The sequence below is a fragment of the Massilia brevitalea genome (assembly GCF_030711405.1).
GTDB classification, from domain to species: Bacteria; Pseudomonadota; Gammaproteobacteria; order Burkholderiales; family Burkholderiaceae_D; genus Telluria; species Telluria brevitalea.
In genome coordinates this window covers 22,386-43,238 of sequence record NZ_JAULSI010000034.1, presented here as the reverse complement: position 1 = coordinate 43,238, position 20,853 = coordinate 22,386, and the positions used below count along the sequence as shown (strand labels likewise).

The 20,853-nt window shown below is 65.5% G+C and carries 22 protein-coding genes; 13 read left to right on the top strand and 9 right to left on the bottom strand.

The genetic code is table 11. The features are described 5' to 3' along the window. Positions 1–165 precede the first annotated feature (165 nt). Entirely contained in the window at positions 166–579 is a 414-nt protein-coding gene (locus QWL29_RS19745; protein ID WP_305824588.1) for a TM2 domain-containing protein, read from the bottom strand. 263 nt (positions 580–842) lie between these two features. Here QWL29_RS19745 and rpsP point away from each other — a divergent pair, with 263 nt between their 5' ends. The 10 genes from rpsP (at position 843) to QWL29_RS19695 (ending at position 9,723) form a co-directional block, all read left to right on the top strand. Next, entirely contained in the window at positions 843–1,091 is a 249-nt protein-coding gene (gene rpsP, locus QWL29_RS19740) for a 30S ribosomal protein S16 (RefSeq protein ID WP_182991427.1), read from the top strand. A gap of 17 nt (positions 1,092–1,108) precedes the next feature. Then, on the top strand, positions 1,109–1,687 hold the full coding sequence (gene rimM / locus QWL29_RS19735) for a ribosome maturation factor RimM (RefSeq protein ID WP_305824587.1): 579 nt from the start codon (positions 1,109–1,111) through the stop codon (positions 1,685–1,687). Positions 1,688–1,713: 26 nt separating this feature from the next. Next, on the top strand, positions 1,714–2,481 hold the full coding sequence (gene trmD, locus QWL29_RS19730; protein ID WP_305824586.1) for a tRNA (guanosine(37)-N1)-methyltransferase TrmD: 768 nt from the start codon (positions 1,714–1,716) through the stop codon (positions 2,479–2,481). A 110-nt stretch (positions 2,482–2,591) separates the two neighbouring features. After that, on the top strand, positions 2,592–2,981 hold the full coding sequence (gene rplS / locus QWL29_RS19725; RefSeq protein ID WP_305824585.1) for a 50S ribosomal protein L19: 390 nt from the start codon (positions 2,592–2,594) through the stop codon (positions 2,979–2,981). An 80-nt stretch (positions 2,982–3,061) separates the two neighbouring features. Continuing rightward, on the top strand, positions 3,062–3,733 hold the full coding sequence (locus QWL29_RS19720) for a CoA pyrophosphatase (protein WP_305824584.1): 672 nt from the start codon (positions 3,062–3,064) through the stop codon (positions 3,731–3,733). A gap of 147 nt (positions 3,734–3,880) precedes the next feature. Beyond that, entirely contained in the window at positions 3,881–4,840 is a 960-nt protein-coding gene (locus tag QWL29_RS19715) for a CobD/CbiB family protein (protein WP_305824583.1), read from the top strand. Between the two features lie 177 nt (positions 4,841–5,017). Then, a complete protein-coding gene (locus tag QWL29_RS19710) occupies positions 5,018–5,368 on the top strand; it encodes a DUF3579 domain-containing protein (RefSeq protein ID WP_305824582.1) in 351 nt (116 codons plus the stop codon). A gap of 79 nt (positions 5,369–5,447) precedes the next feature. Then, the gene (locus QWL29_RS19705) at positions 5,448–5,897 is read left to right on the top strand and encodes a CBS domain-containing protein (protein WP_305824581.1); all 450 of its coding nucleotides are present in this window, start codon (positions 5,448–5,450) and stop codon (positions 5,895–5,897) included. Between the two features lie 192 nt (positions 5,898–6,089). Beyond that, positions 6,090–8,837 (top strand): M16 family metallopeptidase, encoded by a 2,748-nt coding sequence (locus QWL29_RS19700; protein WP_305824580.1) that lies wholly within the window; start codon positions 6,090–6,092, stop codon positions 8,835–8,837. A 97-nt stretch (positions 8,838–8,934) separates the two neighbouring features. Then, positions 8,935–9,723, top strand: coding sequence for a glucose 1-dehydrogenase (locus tag QWL29_RS19695; protein ID WP_305824579.1), 789 nt, complete (start codon positions 8,935–8,937; stop codon positions 9,721–9,723). Here QWL29_RS19695 and QWL29_RS19690 read toward each other — a convergent pair whose 3' ends face one another. The 8 genes from QWL29_RS19690 to QWL29_RS19655 form a co-directional block, all read right to left on the bottom strand. Then, on the bottom strand, positions 9,724–10,236 hold the full coding sequence (locus QWL29_RS19690) for a GNAT family N-acetyltransferase (protein WP_305824578.1): 513 nt from the start codon (positions 10,234–10,236) through the stop codon (positions 9,724–9,726). 136 nt (positions 10,237–10,372) lie between these two features. Beyond that, on the bottom strand, positions 10,373–11,443 hold the full coding sequence (locus QWL29_RS19685; protein WP_305824577.1) for a flavodoxin family protein: 1,071 nt from the start codon (positions 11,441–11,443) through the stop codon (positions 10,373–10,375). Positions 11,444–11,600: 157 nt separating this feature from the next. Next, positions 11,601–12,923, bottom strand: coding sequence for a tetratricopeptide repeat protein (locus QWL29_RS19680; protein ID WP_305824576.1), 1,323 nt, complete (start codon positions 12,921–12,923; stop codon positions 11,601–11,603). 191 nt (positions 12,924–13,114) lie between these two features. Further along, on the bottom strand, positions 13,115–14,626 hold the full coding sequence (locus QWL29_RS19675) for a glycoside hydrolase family 3 protein (protein WP_305824575.1): 1,512 nt from the start codon (positions 14,624–14,626) through the stop codon (positions 13,115–13,117). Positions 14,627–14,630: 4 nt separating this feature from the next. Then, positions 14,631–15,659: an SIS domain-containing protein gene (locus tag QWL29_RS19670; protein WP_305824574.1), complete on the bottom strand. Its 1,029-nt coding sequence runs from the start codon at positions 15,657–15,659 to the stop codon at positions 14,631–14,633. Continuing rightward, on the bottom strand, positions 15,656–16,750 hold the full coding sequence (gene nagA, locus QWL29_RS19665) for an N-acetylglucosamine-6-phosphate deacetylase (RefSeq protein WP_305824573.1): 1,095 nt from the start codon (positions 16,748–16,750) through the stop codon (positions 15,656–15,658). Before nagA ends, QWL29_RS19670 begins: the two co-directional genes overlap by 4 nt. Beyond that, a complete protein-coding gene (locus tag QWL29_RS19660; protein ID WP_305824572.1) occupies positions 16,747–17,637 on the bottom strand; it encodes a glucosamine kinase nucleotide-binding domain-containing protein in 891 nt (296 codons plus the stop codon). Before QWL29_RS19660 ends, nagA begins: the two co-directional genes overlap by 4 nt. A 365-nt stretch (positions 17,638–18,002) precedes the next feature. Further along, complete coding sequence (locus QWL29_RS19655) at positions 18,003–19,097, bottom strand: head GIN domain-containing protein (RefSeq protein WP_305824571.1); 1,095 nt, start codon at positions 19,095–19,097, stop codon at positions 18,003–18,005. A gap of 179 nt (positions 19,098–19,276) precedes the next feature. Here QWL29_RS19655 and QWL29_RS19650 point away from each other — a divergent pair, with 179 nt between their 5' ends. The 3 genes from QWL29_RS19650 to QWL29_RS19640 all read left to right on the top strand — a co-directional run bounded on the left by QWL29_RS19650 (position 19,277) and on the right by QWL29_RS19640 (position 20,850). After that, positions 19,277–20,101, top strand: coding sequence for a metal-dependent hydrolase (locus tag QWL29_RS19650; protein WP_305824570.1), 825 nt, complete (start codon positions 19,277–19,279; stop codon positions 20,099–20,101). 81 nt (positions 20,102–20,182) lie between these two features. Then, positions 20,183–20,368, top strand: a complete 186-nt coding sequence (locus QWL29_RS19645; RefSeq protein WP_305824569.1) for a hypothetical protein — start codon at positions 20,183–20,185, stop codon at positions 20,366–20,368. Then, positions 20,365–20,850 carry a hypothetical protein gene (locus tag QWL29_RS19640; RefSeq protein ID WP_305824568.1) on the top strand — a complete coding sequence of 162 codons (486 nt, stop codon included), beginning with the start codon at positions 20,365–20,367 and terminating at the stop codon, positions 20,848–20,850. The genes QWL29_RS19645 and QWL29_RS19640 overlap by 4 nt, the downstream gene beginning before the upstream one ends. Positions 20,851–20,853: the final 3 nt, after the last annotated feature.

Sequence of the window (20,853 nt, the reverse complement as noted above, 5' to 3'; positions counted from 1 at the left end):
CTGCGGGCCGCTTTTTTGTTTTCCGTCGGGTGGGCACTCGTGCCCACCCGACGATTCAGCGCCGAGCTTGATCTCGCTTAAACGAAGCACCACAGCCGCGTTCGTAACATCACAGGCTGCCGAAGTACCGCTGGCCGAGCGGCATTTAACAAGAGGAGAGGGCGCTCAGCCGTAGGCGCCGCCGGTGTACATCAGGTCGAACAGGCGCGAGATCGTGGCGATCAGCACGGTCGCACCGACCATCAGCGTCGCTACCAGCAGCACGGCGAGGATCCAGGTCGACTCCGTGCGTTTGGCGGCGCCGGTATTGAAGCGGGCGTCCCATTTCCCGTCCGGCGTCAGGCCGATGGCCAGGGCGGCAATGAAGGCGGCGATGTACGAGACCAGCAGCGGCAGCAGCGCAAAGAACACGTCGACGCCGCCGTCGGTCCGGGTATACAGCAGGCCGGCAACGGGCAGGCTGCAGGCATGCAGCACGCCAATCCGGTCGACGCCGCCGTGCAGGTAGAAGCGGTGCGCGCCCAGCCCGCCCAGGGACAGCGCCAATGCGGTCGCCAGCGTCTTGTTCTTGTAAGGCATGCGATCGGGAGTTTGTTAAACAAAGGCGCAAGTATGGTTCATAAATATTTTAAAAGCATCACATTTTATGTAAATGCCATGTATCGAATTGACGATGCCACCACAACATGGAAATGAGGTGGGTAGCGGTGCGGCGCAAAATCAGCCATAATGCGCAATTCGGCCGGGACCGCGCGCCCTGTTGTCATATCGCTTGCCGCTGTGCGGCATTGCGCGCTATAATCGTCGGCTTTCTCCGTCCAGTACAACTTTTTGGAATTATTATGGTCGTTATCCGTTTGGCTCGTGGCGGCGCAAAAAAGCGCCCGTTCTTCAACATCGTTGCAACCGACTCGCGCAATCGCCGCGACGGCCGTTTCATCGAGCGCATCGGCTTCTACAACCCGATGGCTTCGGGCGCTGAAGTCGGCCTGAAGATCACCGCGGACCGTCTGGCCTACTGGCAAGGCGTTGGCGCACAACTGTCGCCAACCGTTGCTCGCCTGGTCGCTCAGCAGACCCCGGCTGCCTAAGTTCAGGTAAGCCTGGTTTGACCGCTTCAGCAGCAAGCGGGGCGCAAGCCCCCGACGACCTGACTCAGGTCGGGTATGTTTCCGGCGCCTATGGCATTGCCGGCGCCATCCGCGTCACGCCGTTCTCGACGGACGCCGATGCGCTGCTGAGCGTCAAGACCTGGTGGCTCGACAAGTCGGCTGACAAGTCAATCGACAAGCCGGCCCCGCAGTCCGTCACCGTGCGGACCGCAAAGATGCATGGCGGCGACGTGGTCGCCACCCTGGTCGGGATGAGCGACCGCAACCTGGCGGAGGCGCTGAAAGGCGCGGCCGTCCATGTGGCACGCAGCGCATTTCCCGAACTCGAGGAAGACGAATATTACTGGTCCGACCTGATCGGCCTGGATGCGGTCAATTTGCAGGGCGAAGCCCTCGGCAAGGTGACCGACATGATGAGCAACGGCGCGCAATCGATTTTGCGCATCGAGCCGGTGCCCGTTCCAGGCAGTGCCGAGAAGGCGCCGGAACGCCTGGTGCCCTATGTGGACCAGTTCGTGAAAACCGTCGACCTCACAGCAAAAACGATTACCCTGGACTGGGGTCTTGATTTTTGACCCCTCCGCTATGAAACGATAGTCCGATGCAGTTTGACGTCGTGAGCCTTTTTCCCGAAATGTTTGCCGCGTTGACGCAGTCGGGTGTGACCCGGCGCGCCTTCGAGCAGGAACGCTGGGGCCTGACCTTGTGGAATCCACGCGATTTCACGACTGATCGCCACCGCACCGTGGATGACCGCCCGTATGGCGGCGGCCCCGGGATGGTGATGATGGCCAAGCCGCTCGAGGCAACGATCAATGCGGCCAAGGCGCGCCAGGTCGAACGAGGCTTGCCGCCGCCGCGCGTGGTCTTCATGTCGCCGCAAGGCAAACCGCTGACCCACGAGCGCGTGACGGCCTTGAAAGACGAGCCTGGTCTCGTCATCCTGTGCGGCCGCTACGAAGCGGTGGACCAGCGTTTGCTGGACCGTGTCGTCGATGAGGAAATTTCTCTCGGCGATTTCGTGCTCTCCGGCGGCGAATTGCCGGCGATGGCATTGATGGATGCAGTGGTGCGGCTCTTGCCCGGCGTGCTGGGCGACGATGCCTCGGCGGTCGAAGACAGCTTCGTCAACGGCCTGCTCGATTCGCCGCATTACACGCGTCCGGAAGTGTATGAAGACATGCCGGTGCCGCCGGTCCTGATGGGCGGCAACCACGCAGAAATTACCAAGTGGCGCCGCCAGCGCATGCTGGAGGCGACGCTGAACAAGCGGCCGGAATTGTTGGAGCAGGCCCGCCAGGCGGGGCGCCTGACAGCCGCCGACGAAAAGTTTTTGGCCACGCTCTCGCAAGAGAGCCAGCTGAAATAAAGCACCGCTAACATGGTGCGAGGCAGACGGGCATGTTGCCCGTATGTTCAACCCCATCCTCTACCGGGCAACAGTACAGCGCCGGCAAGATGGTTTTTGGAGTCATAAGCATGAATCTGATTCAGCAACTCGAACAGGAAGAAATCGCGCGCCTCGGCCGTGCCATTCCTGATTTCGCACCTGGCGACACCGTGATCGTCAACGTCAACGTCGTCGAAGGCACCCGCAAGCGCGCCCAGGCATACGAAGGCGTCGTCATCTCGCGCCGTAACCGTGGCCTGAACTCGAACTTCATCGTTCGCAAGATCTCGTCGGGCGAAGGCGTGGAACGTACGTTCCAGCTGTACTCCCCACTGATCGCGTCGATCGAAGTCAAGCGCCGCGGCGACGTTCGTCGTGCGAAGCTGTACTACCTGCGTGAGCGTTCGGGCAAATCGGCACGTATCAAAGAGAAACTGCCGCAGCGCCGCGTCGCCGCTACCCCAGCTGCTGCTGAGTAATAGCATCTGTGGAATGAAAAAGGCATCCTTCGGGATGCCTTTTTCTTTATCTGTCCCTCGTTTTGGCTGGAGGAAATCTTTTGGTAAAGCTGCATCTCGATCCCACCCGCCTGCCGGTGGACGCCATCGCCGGCGAACCGCCCGTCGATCCGGCGCTGCTGACCGCCGCCCGCCTGCGTGCACGCTTCGCCGAGACCCTGCGCGCCTGGGATCCCGAGGCCGCCGAAGAGTTGCCGTTCCAGCCCGGTTACAAGCTGCGCCGCGCCTCGGTGCTGGTGCCGCTGGTCGACCGCCCCGAAGGCTTGACGGTGCTGCTGACCCAGCGCACCGACCACCTGAGCAGCCACGCCGGCCAGATCAGCTTCCCGGGCGGCCGCGCCGAGGAATACGATTCCTCGCCGATCGAGACGGCGCTGCGCGAATCCGAAGAAGAAATCGGCCTGCACCGGCGCCACGTGCAGATCGTCGGCGTGCTGCCCGAGTACATCACCGCCAGCGCCTACCGCGTGCGTCCGGTGGTGGCGCTGGTGACGCCGCCGTTCGAGCTGGTTGCCGACCCCGGCGAAGTGGCCGAGATCTTCGAGGTGCCGCTCGCCTTCCTGATGAACGGCGCCCACCACCAGCGCATGTCCTTCGAGCTGCCGGAAGGGGCAGGGCGGCGCAGCTTCTACGCCATGCCCTACGAGCGCTTCTTCATCTGGGGCGCCACGGCCGGCATGCTGCGCAATCTCTTTCATTTCCTGCGCGCCTGAGGGGGCGCGGCGACCATCAGGCAGGAGGATGGGGCGGGCATCCGGCTTAAGTCGTCATTAACACAGGCGCCCAGGATTTGATTATGGCGGGCGACTGCGCTATCGTAGCGGGCAGCGTGGTATTGCCATAACAAAAGAAGGATTTGCATGACATTTTTTTCCATCCTGTGCGCCTTGCTGATCGAGCAATTGAAGCCCCTGCGCGCGGATAACCAGGTCTACGGCGGCATCAAGACGCTTGCAATGCGCATCGAAGGCTGGTTCAACGCCGGCGAGCCAAAGAACGGCCGCCTGGGATGGATGTTGATGATGCTGGTGCTGGTGGTGCCGGTCGCCATCGTCTACTGGGTACTCGTCTACTACGGTTTCGTGTTCCTCGCCTTTGCCTGGAACGTGGCGGTGGTCTACCTGACCCTGGGTTTCCGCCACTACAGCCATTACTTCACGTCGATCCAGCTGGCCCTGAACCAGGGCGACGAAGCCACCGCCCGCACCTTGCTGGCCGAATGGGCGCGCATCGACACGGTAGGCATGGATGCCCAGGAAATCGCGCGCATCGCCGTTGAAAAATCCCTGATCACCACCCACCGCAGCGTGTTCGGCGTGTTTTTCTGGTTCCTGATGCCGGCCGGCCCGGCCTGCGCCGTGCTGTACCGCGTGTCGGAATACCTGGCGCGCGCCTGGAACGAGCCCGAGCATATGCGCAACGAAGCCTTCGGCCAGTTCGCCGCCAAGGCATTTTATTGGATCGACTGGATTCCGGTGCGCCTGACGGCGATCGCCTTTGCCGTGGTCGGCAACTTCGAGGATGCCATTTATGCCTGGCGCAATTTTGCCAGCCGCTGGGCCGACGAATCGCGCGGCATCATCCTGGCGGCCGGCGGCGGCGCCATGGGCGTGCGCCTCGGCTCCCCGTTCGAGAACGCGCCGCAACTGTTGCCGGCGGACGCCGCCCTGGTCGACCTGGGCGACGCCGAGACCGACGTCCTGCCCGGCGAAGAGCCGAACCTGCGCGCACTGCAAAGCACCGTGGGCCTGGTGTGGCGCGCTCTGATACTATGGATGATCCTGTTGCTCCTGCTTTCGAGCGTGGTCTGGCTGGGGTAGGCGTTCTGGCAGATAACGCGACTTGCGCGCAGATATTCTCCGATAGCCTGAAGTTGGCGCGCTTTACCGGCGGCCGGGCTAAAGTTCCGGAGACAGGACTCGTCCGCAGGTCTTCTATAAGATATAATACTGCCGTTGTCTCCTCCACGCAGTATTCTTGTATCAGCAAGCAGCACTATGGCAGACTTACCGCACACCGGGAGTGAAAGCGCCAATGGCGAATTCTTCATCCTGGGACTGACGAACAAAGGCAAGCAGTTCCGCCCCAGCGACTGGGCGGAGCGCCTGTGCGGCGTCATGTCCTGTTTCCGTCCCGAAGGCAGCGGCGGCCGCCATGCCCACCTGCAGTTTTCCCCCTATGTACACCCGACCGTGGTGAACGGCGTCAAGGCTGTCGTCGTCGACAACAAGCTGCAGAAGGCCGAACCGCTGGCGTACCACTTCGTCGTGAATTTCGCCAAGGACAACGACTTGCAAGTCGTCGACGCCTGCTTCGTCGAACTGCCGGGCGATTCAAAAGCCAAATAAGTTCCGCCAGCAGTTTGACCAAGGTCAAACTGCGCCCACTCTCCTGCATTAGCGTGGACCGCAGAGGGAGGGCGTCATCATGAACATCGGCGAAATCTGCACCACCCAGACCGTCACCTGCACGCGCGACGAAACCGTGCAGGGCGCGGCGCTCCTGATGCGCAAGCACCACGTCGGCGACCTGATCGTCATCGACCAGGCCGACGGCCAGCCGGTGCCGGTAGGCATCGTCACCGACCGCGACATCGTTGTTTCCGTTATTGCCCTTGGCCTCGATCCGGCCGGTTTGCAGGTCGACGACATCATGAGCGACGACCTGCTCAGCTGCCGCGAGGCCGACGACGTCTACGAAACCATCGAGCACATGCGCCTGCGCGGCATCCGCCGCGTGCCTGTCGTCAACAGCGCCGGCGGCTTGAGCGGCATCGTCAGCGCCGACGACCTGCTCGAATTCCTGGCCGAGGAAATGGGCGATCTGTCGCGCATCAGCGCCAGTGGCCAGGCCCACGAAAAACGCGCGCGGCATTGAGCCATACGGCGGCGCGCGGCGTTGGCGGCCCCGGCACCGATTGACCCGCAGCTGCTCACCCGTGTCTGCTTGCGCGCACCGCAATAGTGCGTGCAAGCATCTATTCATCCGGCCATCTGTTACCATCGCCGCTGGCGCGCCGCGTTGGCGGCGCATGCGCGTTCGCACGGACGCACCATTTGACGGGAACACATGATTTCGACGAGTTACCAGCGCCGCTTGCCCGCGCACCTGATCGCAGGCGCCTTTGCCTTCCTCGCCGCCGCCAGCGTCACCGCTGCTACCGCTCCCGCCAAGCCCCTGCCGAAGGGCGTCACGCTCGGCCCCTCGGTCGAAGGCATCACCGAGTACCGCCTCGCCAACGGCCTGAAGGTCCTGCTGTTCCCCGACAGCTCGCGTCCCACCGTCACCGTCAACGTCACTTACCTGGTTGGCTCGCGCCACGAGAACTATGGCGAAACCGGCATGGCCCACCTGCTCGAACACCTGATGTTCAAGGGCGCGCGCAAGAACCGCGACATCACGCGCCAGTTCGCCGACCGCGGCATGGACTTCAACGGCACCACCTCGCTCGACCGCACCAACTACTACGAAGTCTTCCAGGCCGCCAACGACAACCTCGACTGGGCGCTGCAGATGGAAGCCGACCGCATGACCGGCTCCTTCATTGCGCAAAAGGACCTGGATTCGGAAATGACGGTGGTGCGCAACGAGTACGAGAGCGGCGAGAATTCGCCATCGAGCGTGCTGGTCAAGCGCATGGAAAGCGTGGCCTACGACTGGCACAGCTATGGCCGCTCGACCATCGGCAACCGCAGCGACATCGAGAACGTGCGCATCGCCAACCTGCAAGCCTTTTACCGTACCTATTACCAGCCGGATAATGCGGTGCTGCTGGTGGCCGGCAAGTTCGACCCGGACGCCACCCTGGCCAGGATCAGCCGCCTGTTCGGCGTGATTCCGAAACCGAAGCGCAGCTTGCCGGCTTTCTGGACCGTCGAGCCCCAGCAGGATGGCGAGCGCAGCTTTGCAGTGCGGCGCCAGGGCGACGTCCAGCTCGTGATGCTGGGCTACAAGGTGCCGTCCGCTATCCACGACGACAGCGACGTGATGGCCTTTGCCTCGTCCATCCTGGGCGACGTGCCGACCGGCCGCCTGCACAAGCAGCTGGTCGAGACCGGCAAGGCCAGCCAGGTGTTCAGCTATGGCCAGACCGGCTATGCGCCGGGGCTGCAAATGATCGGCGCCGTGGTCAAGAAGGGCGAGCCGATCGAGCCGGTGCGCGCCGCCCTGACCGAGGCGGTGGAAAGCTTTGCCGCCACGCCGCCCACCGAGGAGGAAATGGCGCGCGTGCGCCGCCTCTACGAGAACCAGATGGAGCGCAGCCTGAACGACCCGCAGCAGGTGGGCGTGGCGCTGTCGGAAACCATCGCGCTGGGCGACTGGCGCCTGTTCTTCACCGGGCGCGAACGCATCAAGACCATCAACGCGCGCGAGGTGGCGGATGTGGCGCAGCGCTACTTCCGGCGCGACAACCGCGTGACCGGCACCTTCGTTCCCGAGGATGCGCCGCAGCGCGCCACCATTCCGGCGGCGCCGAGCGTGGCCAGCATCCTGGAACAATTCAAGCCGCGCGCGGCGACCCTGGTGTCGGAAGACTTCGATCCGACCCAGGCCAACATCATGAAGCGCACGCAATTGACGCGCGCCGGCGGCGTCAAGCTGGCCCTGCTGCCGAAAAAGAACCGCGGCGAAACCGTCACCGTCGACTTGCGCCAGCACATCGGCGACGAAAAGAATTTGTTCGGCACCGGCGCGATTCCCCAACTGACCGGCGCCATGCTGACGCGCGGCACCGGCCGCTTCACGCGCGAACAGTTGTCCGACGAATTCGACCGCCTGAAGATCGTCGGCAGCCTGAGCCATTTCCAGACCACCCGCGAGCACCTGCACGACGCCCTGCGCCTGGTGGCCCATGTCTTGAAGGAGCCGGCTTTCCCGAAGGCCGAATTCGAGCAGCTGCAGAACCAGGCCCTGGTCGGGCTGGAAGCGAGCCGCGGCGAGCCGCAGGCCGTGGCGGCGCGCGCCCTGGCCGAGCACTTCGACACCTACCCGAAGGGCGACGTGCGCCATGCCAACACGTTTGACGAAGACATGGCCGAGCTGAAGGCGGCGAAGGTCGAAGACCTGGCCGACTTCCACCGCCGCTACTACGGCAGCGTGCCGGCCGAGCTGGCCATCGTCGGCGATTTCGATGCCGCCGCCGTAGTGCCGCTGGTCGACGAACTCTTCGGCAAATGGAAGGCGCAGGAAAACGTGGCCCCGGTGCTGCGCCGCTTCGAAACGATCAGCCCCCTGAAGAAGACCCTTGACACGCCGGACAAGGAGAACGGCGTCTACATCGCGCGCCTGAACCTGGACCTGAACATCGACGACCCGGACTACCCGGCCCTGATGCTGGCCAACTACGTCTTCGGCGAGGGCGGTTTGCGCTCGCGCCTGATGGACCGTATCCGCCAGAAGGATGGCCTGTCCTACGGCGGCGGTTCCCAGCTCGACGCCGGTGACCTCGACCGCGCCGGCAGCTTCGCCATCAGCGCCATCGCCGCCCCGCAGAACCTGGTGAAGCTCGACGCCGCCGTGCGCGAGGAACTGGCGCGGGTGCTGAAGGACGGCTTCACGGCCGCCGAGCTGACTGGCGCGAAATCGGGCCTGATGCAGCAGCGTATCCAGACCCGCGCCGACGACGGCGCCCTGGCCACCGGCTGGACCGCCTACCTGTTCCGCGACCGCACCTACGAATGGTCGCGCCAGTTCGAGGACAAGCTGATGGCAGTTACGCTGGTGCAGCTGAACGCTGCTTTCCGCAAGGCGATCGACCCGGCGAAATTGTCGGTTGTGGTGGCCGGCGACCAGCAAAAGGCGAAACCGGCGCCCTGAGCCTGTTGCGCCGCACCGACGCACGATTGAACAAAGGACAGCTTCCGGTTATGATGTTGCCCGCAGGCATCATTTGGGTGACCAGGAGTCGATGTACATGAAGAACAAGAATAAAGCGGAACCGCCTCCGGCCACGTTTGCCGGCAAGGTTGCGCTGGTAACGGGCGGCGCGAGCGGCATCGGGCGTGCGACGGCGCTCGCCTTTGGCCGCGCCGGCGCCTCGGTGGTGATTGCCGACGTGTCGGTCGACGGCGGCCACGCAACCGCGGCCATGATCGTGGAAAACGGCGGCAAGGCGCTGTTCGTGCAGGCGAACGTGACCCGCGCGCAGGACGTCGAGATCCTGCTCGACAAGACCGAGTATCACTACGGCCGGTTGGATTGCGCAGTCAATTGCGCCGGCCAGCAGGCCGCCGGTGCGCTGCTGGACGAGATCGAGGAAGACGATTTCGATCGCCTGATGGACGTCAACGTCAAGGGTGTCTGGCTGTCGATGAAATATCAGCTGCGCCGCATGAAGGAGCAGGGCGGCGGCGCCATCGTCAATTTGTCGTCGAGCTATGGCCTGGTAGGCGCGCCTTCGCAAGGCGCGTATGCGGCCAGCAAGCACGCGGTGGCCGGCCTGACCCGCACCGCCGCGGCCGAGTACGCCAAGGATGGCATCCGGGTCAACGCCCTGTGCCCGGGCGCGGTGCGCACGCCGATGCTGGCGCGCGCACTGGGCGGCGAAGCGGCGCTGGAAAAGAAACTGCGCGCCGCGCACCCGATGGACCGTTTCGCCGAGCCGCACGAGATTGCCGACGCCATCCTGTGGCTGTGCTCCGAGCAATCCTCGTTCGTCACCGGCCACCAGCTGACCGCCGACGGCGGCTTCACCGCCATCTGATTACTCCGCCACCCCATCCAGCATCAGCCGCATCTGCTGCAGCATCAGGTCTGACCCGGCGCGCATTGGCACCGGTGCATTCACCGCCTTGAACCCGGCGCGCTCGTACAGGCGCAGGGCCGAGGAGTTCCCCAGCGTGACGTCGAGCTCGGCAAAACGCACTTCGCGCTCGCGCGCCCATGCCAGCGCCGCATCGAGCAAGCCGCGGCCGACGCCCCTGGCGCGGCATTCCGGCGCCACCCACATCTGGAACAGGTGCACGAGGAGGGGATTGATACTGTCCATTTTCGCCCAGACCAGGCCGGCAGGCTGGCCTTCCAGCTCGGCCACCAGGGGGCAATCCGCGCCCGACACCGCCGCCGCCGCCAGCCGCGCCGCCCAGTCCTCGGCGCTGCGGGCGCTTTCGGTGTCGAGCGTGCTGTAGAAGGCATCCGGCGCATCGGCCAGCGAGCGCAGGCGCAGCTCGCGGTAGATTGCCCATTCGTCGGGATACAGCGGACGGATGATGGGCATGCGGTTTGATGTATTCATGTCAGGAAAAAGTAGTTTTTGTTTTGCAACAATACTACCATGTCCGGCGCATGCGTGTTCAATATGATAACGATCCGGCAAGCATCGTCGGATTCGTCGGTTGGCCTGTGGGGCCGGCTCACTTCGGACGGGGATCCTTCAGGCGCGCATCCGGCGGGATCACGCGTCCGGAGCGGATGTCCTGTACCGCCAGCGCCACCGCGCGCGTGACGTTGCGCACTTCTTCCTGGAACACGGTGTCGCGGTCCAGCACATCGTGGCTCTCGGCGTACGATTCGTAGTAGCCGATAAAACGGTCGAGCTGGCCAAAGCTGCCCGAATCGACCAGGCCCATCCAGTTCAGCCAGTCCGACAGCGAGCGCCGCGTACCCTCGATGCCGGCCACGTCGCCGTGCACCACCAGGCCGAACGCGCGCCCGGCCAGGTGCTTCGGATAATCCCAGCCATCGAGCTCGATGCGCTTGGCGATCTCAGGGTCCTTGCCCTGGGTCGAGCTCGGGTCGGGGTTGCCGCCGTCGGCGCAGACCAGGCGGTCGATCATCAGCTTCAGGGTGGATGGGGTCTGGTACCAGTAGACCGGGGTCATGATGATGATCCCGTGGGCGGCGACCCAGCGTTCGTAGATCTCGTTCATCCAGTCGCCGGTCTGGCGCTCGGAATGGTTCGGGTAGCAGCTGCACGGCCAGTGGCAGAGCGGCATCGCGGTCGAGACGCAGGCCTTGCAGGGATGGATGTGGCGGTCGTAGTCGGAGGTCAGGCGGCTCAGGTCGAGCAGGTCTGCTTCGATGCCCTGGGCGGCCAGGACTTCCTTGGCCATGTTGCTCATGCGCCAGGTCTTCGATATTTCGCTGGGGCAGGTGCCGTCGTTGCGCGCCGAAGCGTTGATCACCAGCACGCGGCTGGGCGTGGCCGGGTCTTTCTGCTTCGCTTCGGCAGCCAGCAGGCGGTCGCGCGTTTGTTTCCACTCGATCGACAAATCGTAGTCCGGGTCGGTGAAGCCGGGGCCGGCCTTTACCGTGCGCGGCGCCTTGCGCTTGTCCTGGTACGCCTGCCAGGCGATTTCCTCGACCTTGGCCAATTCCCCTGCGACCGCTTCGAATGCCGGGTCGAAGAACTGCCCGATGAACTTGCGATGAAATTCGTCCCGCTCCGGCCTTGCGGGTGCCTGGCCCTTGCGCACCATTGTCATGCCGCCTCCTTGATCAGGCGTCCATTATCGAAGGGGCAAGGCGATGCGGATGTTCGTTGGCGCACCGAGGCGGGCATGCAGGATGTAAAAAAAGCAGGGTACGCTTGCGCGCCCCCGCTTTTTGCTTGCCCGGGAAAGGGCAGGCGGCCGATGCTTTTTACTGGCCGGCTGGCGCCGCCGCAGCAGTTGCCTGCGCGCCCGCGCCGGCAGGCTGCTTCAGCAGCATGGTCCAGATGCGCGCGGCATCCGACAGTCCGCCGCCGGCCTTCACGCTTTCGAAGGTCTTGATCGCTTCGTCCTTGCGGCCGGCCTTGGCTTGCGCCGCGCCCAGGCGCAGCCTGGCTTCGTCGGGCTGCTTCAGGCCGCCCTTGGCGATGCCTTGCTGGATGAAGCCGATTGCCTTGTCGTGCTGGCCCATGGTGCTGTAGGCCCAGCCCAGGTTGACCAGGCCGGCGCCGGTCTTGGCCTTGGCGGCCGAGGCTTCGCCGGAAGCGATGTTCTTGGCATCGTCGGCGGCGCCCTTGTTGGCGCGGTCGCGCAACTGGCCGTGGGCCTTGGCGTTGGCGCCCTTGCCCAGCACGCCGGCAGAATAACCTGCGTCCATCACGTTCTTGGCTTCGGTCGGGAAGCCGTCGCGCAGGGCGGTCTCGGCCAGGTCGACGTAGTCTTCCTCGCGCAGGGTCTTCATGGCGGCGAACTCGAGGCGCAGCACGGTCATGAAGTTATCCTGGCTGAAGCCCGGCTTCTTGATCACGCCTACGCGAATCAGTTCGCTCCAGTACTCGTCGGTCGGATAGAAGGCCACCATCTTCTCGACCGCGGTATTGTAGGCGGCGGTGTCCTTCGACTCATGAGCGGCGCTGATCAGCAGCTTCAGGTCTTCCTGGGTCGGGGTCTTGCCGGCCTTTTCGTTGTCGGCGATGGTCTGCAGCAGCTGGGTCTTGGCGCCGGTATAGTCCTTGCCCAGGTACATGGCGCGCACCAGCAGCGGACGCGCGGTCGTCATGTCGCCGCCCATCGTTTCATAGCGCTTGAGCTGCTCGACGGCGGCAGGGTAGTTCTGTTCCTTGTAGCGGATGTCGGCAACGGCCAGCACCAGCTTGGACTGCGACTCCTTTGGCTCGAAGCCGGAGTTCAGGACTTCCTCGATGGCAGTGGCCAGGGCGGCATTGTTGCCGGAGACCGAGGCGGTCACCATCTTGACGCGGCTGATGGCGTAGTTTTCGTAAGGCGTCCGGTTCGGGAGCGCTTCGGCCTGGGTAACGCGGTTCTGCAGCTCGGTGACGTTCTTGGCGGCCACCAGTTGCTGGACCTGGGCCGAATCGATCAGCTTGTACAGTTCCGGGCGCACCGTGTTGGCCGCAGCCGCCGCAGGGGCGTCGGCTTTCTGGGCGTGGGCGCTCGTCATCAGGGCAGGCGCGGTGTTCAGGCCGACGGCAGCCAGCAGCAGGCAGAGGCGAGCGAGGCGGAAATGGGACATGAATGATCCTTCTAAAAAGATGAACGTTAAATAAGCCGCGGCAAGGTGGCGTTTTTGCCAAGCTTGAGCAAACGCGCATTGTCCCATAAAACGGGCCGGGACCCTGCGGCGCTATTGTGCCGCAGGGTGCGGCCCTGCGGGGGAGCGGTTACATTGCGTTACTGCGAGTAGATCGCGGCAACATCCAGCTGTCAAAAACCGGGCACCGGGCAATGTCCTTCGGCCTCGATGCTGCCGGCCAGCCAGGCATTCACGGCGTCCAGCGCCGGGGCCGCGAAGCCGTAGGTCATCAGGGCCGGGGCCGCGAAGTCGAGCGCCTGGTAGGGATTCCACAGGGCCAGGTGCAAATCGGGGCGCCAGGTGTCGCGCGCGTGCGGGCCATAGCGGCGGCGCGAGGTCGAGGCCAGGATCGTGAAACGGCCATCCTGGGGCAGGGCGTTCCAGTCGAAGGCTTCGGCGTCGGCGAAGGTGACCAGCTCGACCTCGAACAATTGCCCGAGCGAAGCGGCCAGCGTGGCCGCCGGCACGCCGGCTTCGGACACGCCGTCGCTGACCACATCCTGGCGCGCCACCAGGCGGATCTTGCTGCCGGGCGCGGGACGGCGCACCGCGCCGCGCGCGCTCAGGCCGCGCTGCCAGGCGCGCGCCATCAGGGCGCGGTCGGCGCTGTCGGTGTCCTGGAACGCGACAGCGTCGGCTGTGCCGGCCGGGTGCCCCGCTGCCAGCGCAGCCAAGCGCGCCAGTTTCTGCTCGACCTGTGCCATCGGCAATTCACCGGATCCGATGGCCGCAGCAATCGCCGCCACCGTTTCTTCCTGGGTCACGCGCGAACCGATCGCCATCACCATGTCGGCGCCCGCCACCAGGGCGCGCACGGCGGCCTGGCCGGCGCCGTAGCGGTGGGCGATCGCGTGCATGTCCATGCCGTCGGTGATCACCACACCCTGGTAATCCCACTGTTCGCGCAGGATGCCGGTAAGGATGGTGTGCGACATCGTAGCCGGGTACTCGGGGTCGAGCGCGGGGTAGACGATGTGGGCGGTCATCATGGCCGGCGCCGGCGTTGTACCTCCCGCTGCCATCCGGAACGGTGCGAACTCGAAGCGTTCCAGTTCCGCCAGCGGCTTGTCGACGGTGGGCAGCGCCCGGTGCGAATCGACGTGGGTGTCGCCGTGGCCGGGGAAGTGCTTGACGCAGCAGGCCACGCCTTCGCTTTCGCTGCCGGCCATCCAGGCCAGGGCGATGCGGGTGGCGGTTTCCGGGTCGGCGCCGAAGGAACGCTCGGCGATCACCGGGTTGTGCGGGTTGTTGTTCAGGTCCAGTACCGGGGCGAAGTTCCAGTTGAAGCCGAGCCCGCGCACCGCGCGCGCCACCGCCGCGCCGACCTCGAACGCCAGTTCCGGATCGTTCGCCGCGCCCAGCGCCATCGCCGAGGGCGGGGCCGGCACCCAGGTCGAGCGCACCACGGCGCCGCCTTCCTGGTCGAGCGCGATCAGGGCCTGTTCGCCCATCGTGTCGCGCAGGGCGCCGGTAAAGCCGGTCAATTGCGCGGCATCGAGCATGTTCTGGCGGAACAGGCAGGCGCCGCGGATGGCGTTCTGGCGCAGGAAGGCGGCCGTGTCGTCGTCCAGTTCGGTGCCGAACAGGCGCACCATGATCAACTGGCCAGCGATGTTCCTCAAGTCGTCCATGGTCTGCTTCATCGGCTCAGTTGGTCCTGGTGACTTTGCTCAGGTGGCGCGGGCGGTCGGGGTCGAGGCCGCGTGCCTTCGACAGCTGGGCCGCCATCACATAAAAGGCCTGGATCGCGACGATCGGGTCGAGGTCCGGGGTGGCTGCCACCGGCAGGGTCAGGTCGCGTTCGGCCACGTCTTCCGGCGCGGCCAGCAGCACGCGCGCACCGCGGCCGCGCATCTCGCTTGCCAGGGCCAGCAGGCCGGCCTGGGCCGGGCCGCGGGTGGCGAAGATCAGCAGCGGATAGCCTTCCTCGATCAGCGCCATCGGACCGTGCTTGATCTCGGCGCCGGAAAAGGCTTCGGCCTGCAGGGCGGAGGTTTCCTTGAATTTCAGGGCCGCTTCCAGGGCAATCGGGAAGCTGATGCCGCGACCGACCACCATGATGTTGCGCGCCGGGGCCAGCACCTCGAAGGCGGCCGACCAGTCGGCCTGGCTGGCCTTGCGCAAGTCGTCGGGCAGGGCGGCCAGGCCGGCGCGCAGCTCGTCATCGTCCTGCCACTCGGCCACCAGGCGCGCGCCGGCCACCAGGCTGGTGATGAAACTCTTGGTGGCGGCCACGCTGTGTTCCTTGCCGGCGTGCAGGGGCATGCTCCAGGCGGCGCTCTGCGCCAGCGGCGATTCGGCATCGTTGACCAGGGCCACGGTGGTGGCGCCGCCGCCGCGGAAGTACTGGATCGGCTCGACCACGTCCGGGCTCTGCCCCGACTGCGAGATGGCGATGGCGAGCGTGTCGCGCGTCGCCAGCGGCGATTTGTACAGGGTGACCAGCGACATCGGCAGCGAGGTCACCAGGCGGCCGAGGCGCGACATGATCAGGTAGGCGACATAATTCGACGCGTGATCGGAACTGCCGCGCGCCACCGTCACGGCGCTGTGGAAACTGGTCGAACGCAGCGTGCGGCCGAGTTCGGCGTAGCGCTCCACGTCCTGGCTCAGCTGCAGGGCAACGCAATCCCCGGCAGACAGGGCTTCCTGCAGCATCAACGAGGTCGTGGTCATACTGGTTCTCCTTCGATATAAACGGCTTTGATGTGCAGGTCGCGGCCCAGCACGACGAAGTCGGCATGGCAGCCCGGCGCCAGGCGCCCGCGCTGCGTTTCGCCGAGGTAATCGGCGGCATTCGTCGACACGCGGCGCGAGGCCTCGGCCAGCGGCAGGCCGATCTGCACCAGGTTGCGCAGGGCCCCGTCCATGGTGAGCGTGGAGCCGGCCAGGGTGCCGTCGGCCAGGCGCACGCCGCCCATGCACTTGTGCACGACCTGGCGCCCCAGCATGTATTCGCCGTCGGGCATGCCGGCGGCGGCCGTGGAATCGGTGACGCAGAACAGGTGCGGGATGGCGCGCAGCGCCACCTTGATCGCGCCCGGATGCACGTGCAGCAGATCGGGAATGATCTCGGCATATTGCGCATGCGCCAGGGCGGCGCCGACCATGCCGGGTTCGCGGTGGTGCAGGCCGGGCATGGCGTTGAACAAATGGGTAAATCCGGCGGCGCCGTGTTCCAGCGCGGCCACGCCGTCTTCATACGAGCCGCTGGTGTGGCCGATCTGGACGCGGATGCCCTGGTCGGCCAGCAGGCGCACCAGTTCCAGGTGGCCATGGATTTCCGGCGCCACCGTGATCAGGCGCATTGGCGCCTGGCGGCCATAGGCTTCGACCTCGGCCAGCGAGGCTTCCTTTGCAAACGGCGGCTGGGCGCCGAGCTTGGCGGCATTGATGTACGGACCTTCCAGGTGCACGCCCAGGATGCGCGCCTCGCCCTTGCCGCGTTCCCTGCAAGCGGCGCCGATGGCGGCCAGGGCACGCTCGATGTCCTCGGGCGGCGCGGTCATGGTGGTGGCCAGCAGGCTGGTGGTGCCGTGCCTGGCGTGCAGGGCGGCGATCACGTGCGGGGCGTCGCCGCCTTCCATCATGTCGCGCCCGGCGCCGCCATGCACATGAACGTCGATGAAGCCGGGCAGGATGTAGTCGTCGCCGTTGGCCTGCGGATCGGCCGTGCTGCCCTCGATGGCGGCAATGGTGGCGCCGGTCTCATCAAGGCGCAGCTCGCCATGGACCCAGCCGTTTGGCGTAAGGATATTGCCTTTCATTGGGGTGCGCCTCCGCCATGGCCTTCTATGTACAACGCGATCATGCGCAGCGCGCCTTTGGCCGAGTCGCCTTCGGGCGGAGTGCAGCGGGCGCGGGTGTCCTCGGGCAGCCAGGCCAGCAGGACCTCGCCCAGGCCGCCGCACAGCGACAGCGGCAGCGTACCGTCCGTGTCGAGGGCGCGTGCGATGCCGGCCACTTCGCGCCCGGCGTGTTCGAGGATGGCGCGCGCCACCGGGTCGGTCTCGCCATGGGCAACCACGAAGCGTGCCAGGCTGGCATAGGCGGTCTGGTTGGCGCGCCCGAGCCAGATCTGCACGGCGTCGCGGGTGCCGCCGCAATGCGCGATGACCTCGCGCGCAAAGGCGCCGCCGTCGACGCGGCCGTCGAGCACTTGTTCGATGTGGTTCAGGGCGCGCAGGCCCATCCAGGCGCCGCTGGCCTCGTCGCCGGCCGGAAAGCCCCAGCCGCCGACCTCGACCTTGGTGCCGTCCTCGAGCAGGGCTTCACCGACGCTGCCGGTGCCGATGGCGACGATGGCGCCGGGCTTGCCGCCGTGGGCGCCCATCAGGGTAGAGAAACCATCGGTATCGAGCACCAGTGCGGCAAAGCCGGGATTCGCGGCGGTAAATTGCGCCGCCCATTCCTTGTTGTGTACGCCCGCCAGCCCGAGACCGATACCCATCGCCGCGAGGGGCGGATCGCCGATGTCGGCCGCCGCGCAGGCTTCGCCGACGGCGGAAAGAATGGTGGTCCAGGCCTTGGCGATGCCTTGCGACAAAGCCGACGGCCCCGCCGTGGCCTGGGCCAGCTCGACGCCGTCCAGGGAAGCCAGGCGAACACGGGTGCCGGTGCCGCCACCATCGACGCCGATGAGGTATTCGATCATGAGAATAAGAGTGCCGGGGGAGGTCAGGGCACTATAGGGAGGCGGGTTCGGCTTGTCAACAGGTATTTAATTGGTATTCAATTCTCCAGGGAACTGGTATGCAAACTGGTATCGCTTCCGAATTCGATACCCGTGGGTGGGGTCATTGATGCCTGCGGCATCAATGACGAACGTGCCCACGCGGAACGATGGTAGGGTGGGCACTCCGTGCCCACGCGGAACGATGAGCAGAGTTAGCCGTCCAAATGCACATACGCGACGCAATCAGAACGTTAACACCGCTCACGCTTTACGCGTGGGCACGGGGCGCCCACCCTACGTTATTCACGTTTCACGCATCGGACGGGCGCCGCTGCGACGCCCCATCACCCCCCATTCCTCCTCCCATTCCGCTCCACCACCACCACCTCACCCCGCCCATCCCGCACCTGACTCACCCTCGCACTCCCCGGCCCATGCACACTGATATCGCTCTGCCGCACCGTCAAGCGCCGCCCCTCCAGGCTGCCCGACCCGCTCAGCTCGGCACGCAGCTCGTCGGCAGTGCCGCTCAGGGTAGCCGTCCCCGGCCCACCCATGCGCAGCACGGCGCGCCCCGCCTGCAGCCCACGCGCTTCCAGGTCGCCCGATCCCTGCACCTCGCCCTCGAACTGGCGAATGTTGCCCGCCACGCAAACATCCCCAGGCCCGTTCTGCACCGACTCCACGCGCTCGGCCTCCAGCCGGCAACCGTCGAAGTCGCCCGATCCCCTGACCTCGACCCGCAACGCGCGCGCACTGCCGCGCAGGTTCACATCGCCGGGTCCGCTCAGGCGCGCCACGGCCCGCTCCAGGCGCAAGTCCTCGCCCTCGAGGTCGCCCGAGCCGCTGACGCGCGCCGCCAGTTCCCTGCCGATGCCGGCCACCTGCACGTCGCCGGGCCCGGACATGTCCAGTTCCAGCTTGTCCGCCCGCAGCCGGCGCAAATCGAGGTCGCCGCTACCGCTGCTGGTAACGCTCAGCTCGCGCACTTCGCCGCGGGCATGGACGTCGCCCGGGCCGCTGGAAGTCAGCGTGAAGCGCGGGCCGGCAACGCGCTCGAGTTCGACGTCGCCGCTGCCGCTGGTGTCCAGGCTGCGCAGGCCGGTGGCGCCGATGCGCACCACGACTTCCTCGTTCTTCTTGCCGAAGCTGAGCTGGATAGTCCAGCGCGACTTTTGCCGCACGACCAGCTTGCCGTTGCGCACCGTGGTCTCGATGTCGGCCAGGCGCGCCGGATCGCCCGACAGTTCCAGGCCTGGCGGCCCCTCGTTGACGATCACGCGGAATGGTCCGGACAGTTCGATGGCGTCGAAGGCCGGTACGGTACGCTTCTCGGTGGTGTGGGCGCCGCGCCTGTCCTGGGCGCCGGCGGGGTGGAGCAGGGCGAGGCCGGCGCACAGGGCGGCAGCGAGGGCAATGTGCTTGCGTTGGCTATTCATGGTTTCCTTTGTTGTTTTTGTGATGAACACAGCGTCCACGATAGGCGAAACTGAACGAACATACGCGGTTCAACCGACGAACGAACAAAACCGAGGGGCCAGCGGTCGAAGAAGGGAGCTGAGCCGCGCTTGTTTTCTGGTCCCGTCGTTCGCATCTCACGTCATATCGAGGAGTTCGCATGTCCAGCCTGACTGTCCGCAAGATCGACGTCGACCTGTCCCAGGGTTTCGGCCGCCACTGGAATGGTAGCGACGCTTACCGCACCCAATTGTTCAATGCCTTGTCGATGAGCTTCCCTCGCGGTGAGCAATTGTTCATCGATGCGGTGCGCGACGTGCCCCAAGATTGCCTGACGGACCCAGTGCTGCGCGCCGAGGTCAAGGATTTCATCGGCCAGGAAGCGACCCACCGCTACCTGCACGCCTTGTATAACAAACAGCTCGAAGGCCACGGCCTGCCTTATACGCGCGAAGAAAAACTCAAGAAACGCCTCGCCCGTGTCGATAAGCTGGGAGTGCTGGATCGCCTGGCGATCACTTGCGCGCTGGAACACTACACGGCGGTGCTGGCCGATGGCGTGCTGCGCCACCCCGACTGGCTGGCCGGCGCCGAGCCGCACATGAAAACCCTGTGGTACTGGCATGCGGTCGAGGAAACCGAGCACAAGGGCGTGGCCTTCGACGCCTACGTGGCGGCCGGCGGCGGCTACCGGCGCCGGGTGGCGTGGTTCCTGCACGCCAGCATGGTGTTTGCCTACGACAGCCTCATGCAGACCTTGCACAACCTGCGCAACGACGGGCAATTGTTCCGCCTGCGCACCTGGGGCAGCGCAGTGAATACCTGGTTTGGGCGCAGCGGCCTGGCCTGGCACCTGGCGAAACCGGTGCTGGCCTACCTGTCGCCGCGCTTCCACCCGTGGCGCCACGATAACCGCAAGCTGATCGAGGATTGGCTGCAAGATAACAGCGCGTCCTGGCGCCCGGTGCGGGGCAAGGCCATGTAAGAAGCTTGCCTGCGTGCCGGGCGGGGCGGCGAGATGTCATAATGTGCCTTCCGCAAGCGGGGCGAGAGAGAGGATAAACAAGTGATTCGTTACATGGGCACGCGCAAGAACAACACCGGCGCCATTGTCTACGTCTTTATCGTGAACGGCCTCGAGAAAGAGGTGCGCGAACACGCCCTCAAGCAGCATCCGGGCTGCTACGAAGCCTTGCCGGCCACGGCCAAGGCGAAGATCGCCGCCAACCGCAACTGGCTGTCGAGGGCGTGAGCGTGGGCCGGGTGCGCATCGCTGCCGTACTGGGGCTGGCGCTGGCTTGCGCCTGTTCCTGGGCCGGCGCCGCGGCGCTGCCATCGACCTTCGAGCCGACCGTGGGCGGCGCCTTGCTCTGCCGCAGCCAGCTCGACAATGCTTATTTCCACGCCTACTTGAGCACTGCCTTCGGCCCGCCCTACAAGCACGAACAGGGCGCGTACTGGTTCAAGCTCGACGCCACCCTGTGGGGCAAGCCGGTGCAGGAAGTCATGGTCAGCGACGACACAGGCGAACTGGTGTTCGTGGCGGCCGTCGCCGACAGCAAGCCGGACGAGCTGGCCGAAGCGATCCGCACCAGCGCCGGCATCCGCCACCGCGCGGTCGACGCCTCGCCCTATCCCTTACGCGTATCAAACCCCGGCAGCGTCATCGCTTATCAGAACAACAAATCCAAAATATACTGCGCAAGATACAAACCCTTGCCGCCGGCACCCTAGCTT

Bases quoted from the DNA above. Each gene is read 5' to 3' on its own strand.
- QWL29_RS19745 (WP_305824588.1), bottom strand. From the start codon at position 579: ATGCCTTACAAGAACAAGACGCTGGCGACCGCATTGGCGCTGTCCCTG.
- rpsP (WP_182991427.1), top strand. From the start codon at position 843: ATGGTCGTTATCCGTTTGGCTCGTGGCGGCGCAAAAAAGCGCCCGTTC.
- trmD (WP_305824586.1), top strand. From the start codon at position 1,714: ATGCAGTTTGACGTCGTGAGCCTTTTTCCCGAAATGTTTGCCGCGTTG.
- rplS (WP_305824585.1), top strand. From the start codon at position 2,592: ATGAATCTGATTCAGCAACTCGAACAGGAAGAAATCGCGCGCCTCGGC.
- QWL29_RS19715 (WP_305824583.1), top strand. From the start codon at position 3,881: ATGACATTTTTTTCCATCCTGTGCGCCTTGCTGATCGAGCAATTGAAG.
- QWL29_RS19710 (WP_305824582.1), top strand. From the start codon at position 5,018: ATGGCAGACTTACCGCACACCGGGAGTGAAAGCGCCAATGGCGAATTC.
- QWL29_RS19705 (WP_305824581.1), top strand. From the start codon at position 5,448: ATGAACATCGGCGAAATCTGCACCACCCAGACCGTCACCTGCACGCGC.
- QWL29_RS19700 (WP_305824580.1), top strand. From the start codon at position 6,090: ATGATTTCGACGAGTTACCAGCGCCGCTTGCCCGCGCACCTGATCGCA.
- QWL29_RS19695 (WP_305824579.1), top strand. From the start codon at position 8,935: ATGAAGAACAAGAATAAAGCGGAACCGCCTCCGGCCACGTTTGCCGGC.
- QWL29_RS19690 (WP_305824578.1), bottom strand. From the start codon at position 10,236: ATGCCCATCATCCGTCCGCTGTATCCCGACGAATGGGCAATCTACCGC.
- QWL29_RS19685 (WP_305824577.1), bottom strand. From the start codon at position 11,443: ATGACAATGGTGCGCAAGGGCCAGGCACCCGCAAGGCCGGAGCGGGAC.
- QWL29_RS19680 (WP_305824576.1), bottom strand. From the start codon at position 12,923: ATGTCCCATTTCCGCCTCGCTCGCCTCTGCCTGCTGCTGGCTGCCGTC.
- QWL29_RS19675 (WP_305824575.1), bottom strand. From the start codon at position 14,626: ATGAAGCAGACCATGGACGACTTGAGGAACATCGCTGGCCAGTTGATC.
- QWL29_RS19670 (WP_305824574.1), bottom strand. From the start codon at position 15,659: ATGACCACGACCTCGTTGATGCTGCAGGAAGCCCTGTCTGCCGGGGAT.
- nagA (WP_305824573.1), bottom strand. From the start codon at position 16,750: ATGAAAGGCAATATCCTTACGCCAAACGGCTGGGTCCATGGCGAGCTG.
- QWL29_RS19660 (WP_305824572.1), bottom strand. From the start codon at position 17,637: ATGATCGAATACCTCATCGGCGTCGATGGTGGCGGCACCGGCACCCGT.
- QWL29_RS19655 (WP_305824571.1), bottom strand. From the start codon at position 19,097: ATGAATAGCCAACGCAAGCACATTGCCCTCGCTGCCGCCCTGTGCGCC.
- QWL29_RS19650 (WP_305824570.1), top strand. From the start codon at position 19,277: ATGTCCAGCCTGACTGTCCGCAAGATCGACGTCGACCTGTCCCAGGGT.